The sequence below is a fragment of the Liquorilactobacillus vini DSM 20605 genome (assembly GCF_000255495.1).
In the GTDB taxonomy this organism is placed as follows: domain Bacteria; phylum Bacillota; class Bacilli; order Lactobacillales; family Lactobacillaceae; genus Liquorilactobacillus; species Liquorilactobacillus vini.
The window spans coordinates 31,907-41,510 of the sequence record NZ_AHYZ01000044.1 but is presented as its reverse complement, the minus strand read 5'-3'; the positions used below and the strand labels follow the sequence as shown (position 1 = coordinate 41,510).

The window sequence follows — 9,604 nt, the reverse complement described above, 5'->3', positions numbered from 1 at the left end:
GGGTCATTAATAAGTCTTACAAAATTTATTTATTAAAAATAAGCAACTTCATTGTCGACCTAAAATCTTCATCTTGTCAAGGCAAAATCAAAAATGCTTGTAACTTTTTTTCTTCCAATTGAGTTTTAAAACAATTTGTGGCAGACCGTACCAATAAGCTAAACCGAGATAAAGCAGAAGTGCTGGAACTCCAAAAATTATTGAGAAGATTAAGCAGTCCAAACGTCCTACTCCAAGCGGCAACCATTTGAGTGCTGCCAATAAAAGAGTGACTGCCAAAGCAAATAGCAGATTTACTTTGGTCAAAAGACCCAAGTCGGCAAATTGGCTGAACCTTTGTATCTGGCTGTAATTCATTAAATATTGCAAACAATAGCCCATTGTCACTGCAAACGCAAGCGCCGTCGCCAGCAAGGCCCCATAATCATGGAAGAAGTAAACTAATGGATACTGCAAAATCAGCTTTAAAATCAACGTAATTGTTAATAAAATAACCGCCAGCCGATGTTTGCCTAAGGACTGGACCATTGTAAAGACATCGGTAAAGACCGCTTGAATAAAGGTCATCAAAATCGACCAGAATAATAACCAGCCACCGTGAGCATTATAGCCGAAAAAAATCGTATTGATCTGACCAGCTAAAAGTGCCAGGATAATTGTTATTGGTGCTAAGAGACCAAACAGCATTCGAAAATTATCTTGAATCACGGCGGCAGCCTTTTGATGATCTGTTTGGGCACTGGCTAAAAGCGGCAGTGTCGTTCCAGACATGGCAATCGCTAGTGAAATAATGACAGTGGTAATTTTAGTTGGATTAGCGGAAAACAAAGTAAACAAATTTTGAATCTTGGTTAAATCAAAACTGGTGCTGTGCTGCATAATTGATTTAAAAGTAAACTGATCAATCAACTGTCCTAACGTAATACCTGAGCCAACATAGACAAATGGCAAAGCTTCTTGAATAATTTGCCAAAAAAGCTGTTTGATTTTTAAATTGCCAGCCGGCCGACTTACTTGTAACTGCTGTTGGTAAAATGATCTTTTTTGCTGATAATAACGCCACAAATAAATTAAACTCACAACAGCCCCAACAAAAGCCGCAAAAGTACTCCAAGCAACAGCCACGGCCAGTGACAAGTGTAATAAATTAAATGACAAGTAAGTCATTAGCATAATAAAAACAATTCGTGCCAATTGTTCAAATAATTGTGAGATTCCAAACGGTTTTAAATCTTGGTTGCCTTGAAACCAGCCTCGAATTACACTCATCACTGGTAAAATTACTAGTGCAGGAACCAAAGCACGAATTGTTAAACTAGCTGCTTGCGTATCGGAAACTGGTGAATGAGCAGCAATCAAAGGTGCAAAAAAATAAAACAAGCCTCCGCAGATTAAACCCGAAATAGTCATAAAAACTAGCGCAGCCTTAAAAAGATGGCGACTATCATAAAAGCGGTTTTCTGAATTATAAATCGCAATCTTGCGTGAAATAGCTGTCGGGAAACCCGAAGTCCCAAGCGCTAAAAATAACGCATAAGCATTGTAAGCCGAATTAAATAACGCCTGAGCAGCATACTGATTTGATTGACTGCCAAACATTAGCAGCCAAGGAATTAAATAGAGTACGCCCAACACCCGTGAAAAAATACTGCCGAACGACATCCAAAAAGTCCCTGCCAGCATTTTATTTTTCAAAATTAATTTCACCTACTTCATTTGCTAATAGATTCAACTTACCATAATAATGGCCAAGCAAATCATAATATTTGGTAAAAATCATCTTTGCCAGCTGCTAAACAGCTTTTTCCGCAACAAAAAAATCCCTGTCAGCAAATAAAGCAATAAGATTACTAAACTCCCCCTCAATGATTGAGCGGTTGGCGTTTTGGTAACAATTCCATTAAGCAAAATCCCAGTAAAATCTAAAATAAAGTGGTAAAAAAATTGGCCAACCTAATTTGCCAGTTCGCAAGTATAAAGCAGCCAACATGATGCCTAAAACAAAAGCATTCGCCATTTGAAGCAAAGTTGCCGACCAAGATTGAGCAGCCAGATTTACGAGATGGGTCAAGCCGAACAAAAAGCTGCTCAAGAAAACGGCCATTAAATAATTTCGGTAAGTATTTGCACTTTTAGCCAAAAAATTATTTAACAAGATGCCGCGAAAAAAGAATTCTTCAAAAAGTGCAGCAGCTAGAGCTAACCAAAGCGAGTCAATAAAATGCGCTGCGGTATAAGTTTGTTGAGAAATGATTGCAATGATAAAGAAAAACGCTAAAATTAACGGCAAACTATTGATTTGGCAGATTTGACGAAATTTAAGCTGCAAGTTAAAGTTGATTTTAAATTTTAAAAGGTAATGATTGAGACCCCACAGCAAGAGCAACAGGAGTGGATCTGTGACTAAAACGCGATTTGCTCCCGTAAAATGTCCTAATAAATAAAAAAAGTGTAGTAAAACAAAAACGGCCATTAATCCCAGCCAAATTGCAACAGTCGTCAAAAACGGATTTTTTCGCAAATCTTTTACCTCATTTCGATTTCTAGTTACTTAATCAAAAAATAACCGATGATTCCTAAAAATGCTAGGCTGATCAAATTAATTTTAGTAAAAATCAATAAATAATTATCTGATTTTTTTTTGAAATTTAACAAATATTGCTTATAGGCTAGCAAATTAGCCAACGAAGCAATCAGCGTTCCTAAGCCACCTAGGTTAACTCCCAAAAATAAAGCCTGAACAGCGTGGCTAAATGGTGCTAGCAGGATTGCAGCTGGTACATTGCTGATCAGTTGACTAATACCTAGGCTAGTCAAGTAAACTGCCACTGATGAATTTAACAGTGCGTCTAAAGACCGCCTAACTAATTCGGCGCGGCTAAGATCACCGACAGCAATGAAAAAGCAAATAAATGTCAATAAGAGTCCGTAATCAATCTTGGCTAACAAGCGATAATCAATAACTATGAGCAAGATCAAAGCCAAAAGCAGCATTACCCAGCTTGACAGCAAACCTAAAATTCCTAATAAAATTGGCACAGTCAGAATAACTGTTAGCCATAGTTTTACCCCTGGTAGCTTGGATTTAAATATTTGCGGTGCTGACACTGACGTTTTCGCAAATTTGCATGACCAACTTCCAAGTAACAATAAACTGAAAAGCGTAATTGGTCCAGCTAATTTAACAAAATCAAGCAAAGTCAACTGATAATATTTTAGTAAAAACAAGTTCTGCGGATTACCAATCGGTGTGACGAGGCTGCCTAAATTAGCTGCCAAATTGATCAAAACAACTGGTAAAACTGGTTTAATTTCTAGTTGTTTAGCAATAATCGCAAACAACGGCACGATCGTTAAAATGCTGACATCGTTTGTCAAAAACATTGAACCAATAAACGTCAGTACCAATAACAATTGCATCAGCGTGCGCTGGTTACTTGCACGCGAAATTAAATAAGCCGCACCATTTGATAACAAGTTCAGCTTTTCAAAAACTTGGATGACAGCCATTAAAGCAGCCAATGAAAAAATAGTTTGCCAGTCAAGATCACTGGCTTGCGGCCGACTGATTATTAAACTTAAGCTTGCAATAGCTGCCGCTGTCCATAAAATTTTGTCTTGAACGATTTTTTTAACTATTTCCATAAAACCTTTACCAAAGATCTTTTTCAATTAACTGCTCGGCCAGCTGCGGATAGTCATGGGCTTGATTTTCTTTGTGAACATTTGCTGAGGTAAAAGTAAAGGTCCCCGTCGCTAACAAAAAAGTATACAATCGTTGAAATGGCAGCTGGCGTTTTTCGGCCAGTGAGGTTTCAGCAGCTGGATCATAGTCAAGATTTTTAAAATTACAATCTTTTAATTGCTTGTTTTCAAAAGTTAGAATTGCATAAGCAGCTTGTGCCGCCGCCAGGTTGGCTTGCGATGAAACTGACTGGCCAACGCTGCCTGGATTAATTATGTAACGGCCATCAGTGGTTTGCCGCAATAACTTTTGATGCGTATGACCATATAGAGCAATTTGGGCCGTTGAATTAGCCAATAAAGCATCAAAGTTTGCTTGCGGAGCAGTTGGAACGGTTAAATGACCACGACAGCTTTGGGGCGTTGCATGAAACACTTGAAGCTTCACACCACCAATTTTTATGGTTTGACAAAGTGGCCGCTCAGCTAGCCAGCGAAAAGTTTGGCTGCCAAGTTGTTGTCGATCAAAAGCGGAAGTTACCACAGCCATGATCGCTTTATCATTGTTTTGAAAATTAATAAATGAATGATTTAATAGGCTTTGATAAACTTGCTCATGGTTACCAATCACCCAAGCAAGTGGCTTGACTGCTTGCAGTGCGGCAACGCATTCGCGTGGGGCCGGACCGCGATTGGTAATATCACCTAAAACTAAATATTCATCAACTTGCTGTTTTTTGGCATCTGCTAAAACTGCCTGTAAAGCAGTATAGTTTCCATGAACGTCAGCAATCACTGCAACTTTTACCAAAGCAATCCCTCTTTTCAATTATTTACTGCGATAATGATTATTATAAGCCAAAATCCCAGTTACTACCAAAGCAATTCCTCCACCACAAATTAGCGCCAATCCGAGCGGTTGAAAATTAAACAGCCAAGCCCATAAAAAGCTATAAATTACTAATTGTCCGCTTAATAAGCTTAACAGTTTTTGGGAGGAAAGTTTTGGCCGATCAGCAATTGCAGCAGTCACATTTTGATCCAAAATTTCGAAGACAATCATTGTCAAAATAAAAACTACCCAAAGTGGATTACTCCATGTTAAGACCGATTTAAAGACTTGTCGACTTTGCCAAGCTTGAATTGCCAAATAAAGCAAGATCAGACCATTTTCAAAGATAAAAGCCAGTTTAATATTTCTTAGCTGTTTGATTTTTAAACGTTCATCATTAACTTTTTTCAACTTTTCGTGCCTCCGATTGATCGATCCAAAAAACTTGATCGAGAGTTTTATCCAGTTGGTAACAGATTTGTAAGCAGAGATGCAAAGTCGGATTATATTGACCCTTTTCAATTAGCCCAATCGTTTGGCGCGTCACGCCAACTAATTCGGCTAATTTTTTCTGAGAAAGATTTTTTTCAATTCGAAAAAGTTTGACCCGATTTAACATTCAAATCCTCCACCTAGAATTAGCTCAGTGCAATATATATATTCCATAAGTAAAATATACATTGCATATTTTGAAAAGTCAATTATTTTAAAATGCTCCACCACCAGAGCCACCGCCAAAACCGCCGGAGTTACCTCCACTAAAGCCACCAGAGCTACCATTTGAACTAACCATGCTACCAGTAGAGAAACTATTAGAAAAAGTTGTCCCAAAATCAAAATCTGGATTATTAATGAAAAGTGGATAATAAAGAAAAACATCATTGGTCAAAGTCTGTTCATCAAAAGAGGCGGCCAAGACTTGAGCAACTTGCGGGGCAATCCCAAAAGCAACCGCATAGGACATGACATTTTCCCATAGGACCAATTCACCAACTTGTTTTAAATCAAATCGGCCAATATCCTTTAGCATTTTCTTGAAGCCGCGCAGTTGTTCAACCAGCTGCGTTCCACTGACAGTATAGGGACAGTGTGTCTGCCGAAACCATCTATGAATCAATAACTGCAACAAGCTAAGGGTACCTCCGATCAACCAGCCGATTGGGTTGCCAATCACAGCACTGCCGACCAAGGTGACCCCAATTATCAAAAGCGTTAGCAACAAATGATATTTTAAAGCCTGTTTAATTTGGGCATCAAGATAATGTTGCTGTTGAGCCTGCTGCTGTACTTGTTTTTACCATTTGATAAAGGCCCGATTAAGCTTTTTGCTTTTTTGATTTGAATTCCAACCTTTTTTAATCCGCTAAAAGTAAATGATTTGCCATTGCCGGCAACAGCAAACAGTGCCTGCCAAATTGGAACATTTAAAATTGCTGGATCCAGCAAGTCAACTTGCAAATCCGTTTGGCTGTGACCAAAACGCTTCTTTTGTTTCTTAGTTAGCAAGTGAATTTGTTTTTTGGCAGCCAATTCGAGTAAAGCTGCTCCCAATGCTTTAGTATCTGGACGAGCATTAGTTAAGATTGCTTGCACAACGGCAGCAGGCTGACTGGGCAATGCAAATGAATGCGGCAAGCTTTGACCGTGTCTTGGCCATTTGACTTTGACCGGTTGATCAGCCACAAAGAAAAGCAAACTAACTGCAAATAAAACCGCGACAATTCCCCAAATCAAAGATAAACGCAATTGTTTCGCACGGCGAGCTTGCTTTCGCTGCAAATTAGCTTCTTGCGCCCACTTAGCTTCTTGTTGCTGAACCTGTTGCTTACGTTTTTGCTTTTTAACAAGCGGGTTGTCAGCCGTTACCTTGGAAGGAAACAATAAGCGGCTTTCAATAAAACTATTAGCAGGATTTTGAGCCGTCGTGATTACAACTTTTCCTTGCCGGCGGTCAACTTGAGTCGAACCATTCGTCTGGTTATGCGTCCAAGCCTGCAATTGACGGACATTTTTTTGTGGCAAAACAATTACGATCCGGACGTGGTGCAAAGCAACATCCCACTTACTGCCAATAATTTTCCAGTTCATCTCTGCTGTATCGCGCCAGTTAGTGACCACGTGATTTATACGGTAGCGATAAATAAAAGTAGCCGGTCCAGAATCGACGGCATGAAAAACTTTTAAGCGCACTAGCTTGCTACGCATCGTCGTTTGATATGTATCGTTGGCACCAGAACTTTTTGCAGCTAATTGGGTTGTCTGACCATTTTGCTTAACCGCAACTGAAATGTCATTAAGTTTTTGCTGGTCGTTAAGTGCTTGATGATAGTAAACACCGTGAGCTTCATCAAGAAAATCATATTTGATTTTTTGCGTTAGAATTGCAGACCCATCACTTTGTAAAGCAACCTTGACTTGATAACGATCAATGTTATAAGCCGGATCAGCTAAAACCGGTGAAGAAAATAAAAAAATCACGCCTAAACAAAAGCCAATTCCCAGTTGCAGCAGGTTTCTTTTCATTCAAATTTCCCCCAAGTACATATTTGGTTCTCTATCATCCAAGTTACCATATTTCGTACTACAACGAAGTTTTTTTATTAATTTAAAGTTGAACTTGTGTTATCATAAGCATGAAAGGAGATCAAATAATGCAAGCAGATGTTTATCAATTATTAAATTCACAAATCAATAAAGAGTTCCAGTCAGCTTATATTTATTTGGATTTTTTATAATTTCTTTGAAGAGCGGTCATTACATGGCTTTTCAAGTTGGTATAAAGATCAAGCAAATGAAGAAATTGGCCATGGTTGGAAATTCATCAATTTTTTGCATGACCTAGCCCGGCCGGTTACTTTGACCCCGATTGAACATACTTCGCAAAAATACGCTTCGGCTAAGGAAGTTATGGAAAAAGGTCTTGGACACGAACAATATATCAGTCAATGCATTCGAAAAATCTATCAGCTGGCAGAAAAAGAACACGATTATGAAACCCAGTCATTTTTGAAGTACTTCATCGATGAACAAGTTGAAGAAGAAGTCAATGCCCGGGAGCTATTGGCTAAATATAAATTAGTCAATGAAAAGGGAATTTTATCCTTGGATAGTTTGATGGCTCAAAGTACTGCCCATGAGGCTTGATTTCTTAACTATAAATAACAAAATGAGAAGATTGGAGAATAAACCTCTGCGACCTTCTCATTTTGTTAGTCTTTCAATCCATCTTTTACCATACAGGAAAACTTTGCGCTCAACTTTCAGCTGACGATAACGTCGAGGATATTTCCGATAAAATTGCTGATGAAAGTTTTCAGCCGGATAAAAATCACCTGCTGGTAAGATCGGAACCACGATTGGTTTTCGGTAATCACGGCTGATGGCACGTTTACTTTGTTCGGCTAATAACTTTTGCTGGGGACTAAGATAAAAAATCTGTGCCCGGTAATTTTGCCCGCGATCGTTGATTTGTCCCTGAGCATCAGTTGGATCGATCAATTGCCAGTAGCAATTCAACAAAGAGCGATAACTTAAATTACGCTGATCAAAAATAATTTCCACTGCTTCAACATGTCCACTAGTTTGACTGCTGACCTGCTCATAAGTTGGGTTAGCAGTCTGACCGCCTGTATAACCAGCAATTACCGCAACAACTCCCGGTTTTAATTCAAATGGTTCGACCATGCACCAAAAACAGCCACCTGCAAAAATTGCCCGTTGTTGCTCAGGCTGATCCAGTTGATAATGGCGCTGAATAAGTTTCCTTGCTGAATTAACTGATTGACCAGTCAATTCAGCATAAAAATCGGTCATGTCTGGAGTCAAGTTATTTCTAATCGCTAATGGTCGTAAATTCAACTCTAAATTTTCCCAAACTTGTTGTGAATTATTTTTCAATTGATTTTTAGCAATCAATAATTGTTCGCGTTCCCACTTGCGCGTTGCTGGATTTAAAATCAGATTGTAGAGATGACGCTCAAGTTTAATTACTGTCGTTTGATTCCGCAAGCCAATCACCGCGCTTCGTTATGTTTTTTGTGACTAATTCTAATCAATAAACCAACCAGCATTATTAAATCAAAAATTAGCTGCAGATCAGCTGACCAACCAACACCAAACGTAAAAAAACTAAATTCCACTAACCAGCAAGTAACAATAAACCAACTAATGAACCAATTTAAACAAAGTTTTCCCACTGCTGTATTTAAAACAGCCCAGCGATTTTGACCAAAGAATTTTAGATTAACAAAAATCATTCCCGTAAAATTTAAAATTAACAGAAGTCCTAATGCATTTGCTAATGAGGTACCGGTAGTAAACCACCCATCTGGTTGACCATTCAAGCCAAAGTGTTGTGGCAACGGCGTTAATAATTGCTGTTTAAAAAGTAGTACCAATAAAGTCTGTAAAAGCCAATTTAAGAAGACTAATCCCAAAATAACTTTTCTGTTTTTTTTCATGCTGCCTCACCTGCTTTAATATCTTTAGCATATCATATTCCACCGAATAAGTAATTCATTTTAGATTAAAGCGCTGGAAAACTGATTTTCCCAGCGCTCGAAAGAATTTAAGCTTTTTGGCGATCAACAGCTCAGCAACTTTTGCAAGTTCAATTTACGATCAATCAAAGAAAACACTACTAACCCAACAACTTGTGCAATTAGTTGGCCAACTACTAAATATACATAAGTAATGACAAAAGGAACCTTCGAAATTGTTACTAATTCAATTGCAACAAAAATCATTGCCAAAGAAACGCTTATGCCAATAACAACTGATTTAACTAAGCGGCGATTAATGCGCTGATTTATCAAAATGGCAACTGCTAAACCACCTCCAGTAACCCCGACTCCAACCAAAATATCTAATAAACCAAATGGACTAAAAAGTAAATTAGCAATTACAACTCCTAGAACCATTCCCCAATATAAGTGCTTATTATAGGCTACCAATTGGTACAAAACAGTTGAAATTCGAACTTGGATCACCCCAAAAGAAAAGCTGGAGAACAAGGCAGTAATGACTACATAACAGGCAGCAATTAAGCCGTTCAATACTACAAGTTTCAATTTTTTATGATTCATTTTT

12 protein-coding genes are annotated in these 9,604 nt (G+C 38.3%); 1 reads left to right on the top strand and 11 read right to left on the bottom strand.

Translation table 11 applies throughout. The features are described 5' to 3' along the window. Nucleotides 1-87 precede the first annotated feature (87 nt). The 8 genes from ON15_RS02535 to ON15_RS02500 form a co-directional block, all read right to left on the bottom strand. Nucleotides 88-1,695: a putative polysaccharide biosynthesis protein gene (locus tag ON15_RS02535; RefSeq protein WP_010579910.1), complete on the bottom strand. Its 1,608-nt coding sequence runs from the start codon at nucleotides 1,693-1,695 to the stop codon at nucleotides 88-90. 205 nt (nucleotides 1,696-1,900) lie between these two features. Beyond that, a complete protein-coding gene (locus tag ON15_RS02530; RefSeq protein WP_010579909.1) occupies nucleotides 1,901-2,521 on the bottom strand; it encodes a CPBP family intramembrane glutamic endopeptidase in 621 nt (206 codons plus the stop codon). 26 nt (nucleotides 2,522-2,547) lie between these two features. After that, complete coding sequence (locus ON15_RS02525) at nucleotides 2,548-3,672, bottom strand: SLC13 family permease (RefSeq protein WP_010579908.1); 1,125 nt, start codon at nucleotides 3,670-3,672, stop codon at nucleotides 2,548-2,550. Then, nucleotides 3,653-4,495, bottom strand: a complete 843-nt coding sequence (locus tag ON15_RS02520) for a metallophosphoesterase family protein (RefSeq protein WP_010579907.1) — start codon at nucleotides 4,493-4,495, stop codon at nucleotides 3,653-3,655. Before ON15_RS02520 ends, ON15_RS02525 begins: the two co-directional genes overlap by 20 nt. 18 nt (nucleotides 4,496-4,513) lie before the next feature. Then, a complete protein-coding gene (locus ON15_RS02515) occupies nucleotides 4,514-4,927 on the bottom strand; it encodes a hypothetical protein (protein ID WP_010579906.1) in 414 nt (137 codons plus the stop codon). After that, nucleotides 4,914-5,135, bottom strand: a complete 222-nt coding sequence (locus tag ON15_RS02510; protein WP_010579905.1) for a helix-turn-helix transcriptional regulator — start codon at nucleotides 5,133-5,135, stop codon at nucleotides 4,914-4,916. Before ON15_RS02510 ends, ON15_RS02515 begins: the two co-directional genes overlap by 14 nt. Before the next feature lie 87 nt (nucleotides 5,136-5,222). Then, entirely contained in the window at nucleotides 5,223-5,762 is a 540-nt protein-coding gene (locus tag ON15_RS12155) for a DUF2207 family protein (RefSeq protein ID WP_081580144.1), read from the bottom strand. Beyond that, a complete protein-coding gene (locus ON15_RS02500; RefSeq protein ID WP_026049447.1) occupies nucleotides 5,747-7,039 on the bottom strand; it encodes a DUF2207 domain-containing protein in 1,293 nt (430 codons plus the stop codon). The genes ON15_RS12155 and ON15_RS02500 overlap by 16 nt, the downstream gene beginning before the upstream one ends. A 156-nt stretch (nucleotides 7,040-7,195) precedes the next feature. On the opposite strand from ON15_RS02500, the gene ON15_RS11190 reads away from it, so the two are divergent. After that, a complete protein-coding gene (locus ON15_RS11190; RefSeq protein ID WP_081580143.1) occupies nucleotides 7,196-7,660 on the top strand; it encodes a ferritin in 465 nt (154 codons plus the stop codon). A 57-nt stretch (nucleotides 7,661-7,717) separates the two neighbouring features. Here the strand turns inward: ON15_RS11190 and msrA are convergent, their stop codons facing one another. From msrA to ON15_RS02480, 3 genes are all read right to left on the bottom strand, one after another. Next, nucleotides 7,718-8,533 carry a peptide-methionine (S)-S-oxide reductase MsrA gene (msrA, locus tag ON15_RS02490; RefSeq protein WP_010579902.1) on the bottom strand — a complete coding sequence of 272 codons (816 nt, stop codon included), beginning with the start codon at nucleotides 8,531-8,533 and terminating at the stop codon, nucleotides 7,718-7,720. Beyond that, nucleotides 8,530-8,976 carry a hypothetical protein gene (locus ON15_RS02485; protein ID WP_010579901.1) on the bottom strand — a complete coding sequence of 149 codons (447 nt, stop codon included), beginning with the start codon at nucleotides 8,974-8,976 and terminating at the stop codon, nucleotides 8,530-8,532. Before ON15_RS02485 ends, msrA begins: the two co-directional genes overlap by 4 nt. A 123-nt stretch (nucleotides 8,977-9,099) precedes the next feature. Next, complete coding sequence (locus tag ON15_RS02480) at nucleotides 9,100-9,600, bottom strand: QueT transporter family protein (protein ID WP_010579900.1); 501 nt, start codon at nucleotides 9,598-9,600, stop codon at nucleotides 9,100-9,102. Nucleotides 9,601-9,604 lie beyond the last annotated feature (4 nt).

What these genes read in the sequence shown, in the direction of transcription:
- ON15_RS02510 (WP_010579905.1), bottom strand. Translation starts at nt 5,135, where the DNA reads ATGTTAAATCGGGTCAAACTTTTTCGAATTGAAAAAAATCTTTCTCAG.
- ON15_RS02500 (WP_026049447.1), bottom strand. Translation starts at nt 7,039, where the DNA reads ATGAAAAGAAACCTGCTGCAACTGGGAATTGGCTTTTGTTTAGGCGTG.
- ON15_RS02485 (WP_010579901.1), bottom strand. Translation starts at nt 8,976, where the DNA reads ATGAAAAAAAACAGAAAAGTTATTTTGGGATTAGTCTTCTTAAATTGG.
- ON15_RS02480 (WP_010579900.1), bottom strand. Translation starts at nt 9,600, where the DNA reads ATGAATCATAAAAAATTGAAACTTGTAGTATTGAACGGCTTAATTGCT.